Source organism: Mesorhizobium waitakense, from assembly GCF_056431085.1.
The window spans coordinates 1-594 of record NZ_JBWKME010000239.1 but is presented as its reverse complement, the minus strand read 5'-3'; the positions used below and the strand labels follow the sequence as shown (position 1 = coordinate 594).

General features: G+C 61.8%; 1 protein-coding gene. It reads left to right on the top strand.

The annotated features are described in order from the left end of the window. Nucleotides 1-337, top strand: a 337-nt coding sequence (locus tag AC07FD_RS39495) for a helix-turn-helix transcriptional regulator (RefSeq protein ID WP_478354209.1), incomplete at its 5' end; no start/stop codon positions are given. Nucleotides 338-594: the final 257 nt, after the last annotated feature.

Here is a 594-nt window from a genome sequence, read left to right as displayed (position 1 = left end):
CACTGCCACTGTGAGCCCTTTCCGAACGGTTGTGGAGAACGCCATTGCGCCTTTGCTGCCGCACGCCGAAGCGCAGGCGAAGGCGGTCGCAAAGCAGCTTGGGCTCAGCGAAAGGACGTTCGCCCGCCGTTTGGCAGCAGCAGGGCTGAGCTTTGGAGAAATACTGGACGAACTGCGGCGTGATCTCGCCGTGCGCTATCTCGAAGAACCAAAACTGCAAATTTCGCAAATCGCCTGGCTGCTCGGCTTTCGCCAGCAAAGCGCATTCACCCATGCGTGCCGTCGATGGACTGGGAAAAGCCCTTCAGAGCAGCGGCGGAGTCGCGATAGCGGTTGATGCGATCGCGAACTGCAGATGCCGCGGCGGCACGTCGATCAAAGGGCTGAAAGGCGAAGTGCCACGCGTTCGGCGAATTCGACCTGCAGTAGAGTGGAGCGGAGGCAAGTAAGCCTGCGATCGAGCTCTTAGCTGATCGCAGCACCGGGTCGCTATGTCGGATCGGCTTTCCTCACCTTGAACCGCGACATGCGCGAACGGCTCTGCAACCGCGTCCAGGCGCACGCCGGCACGGCGCCGAAGGGTATGAAGCGGCC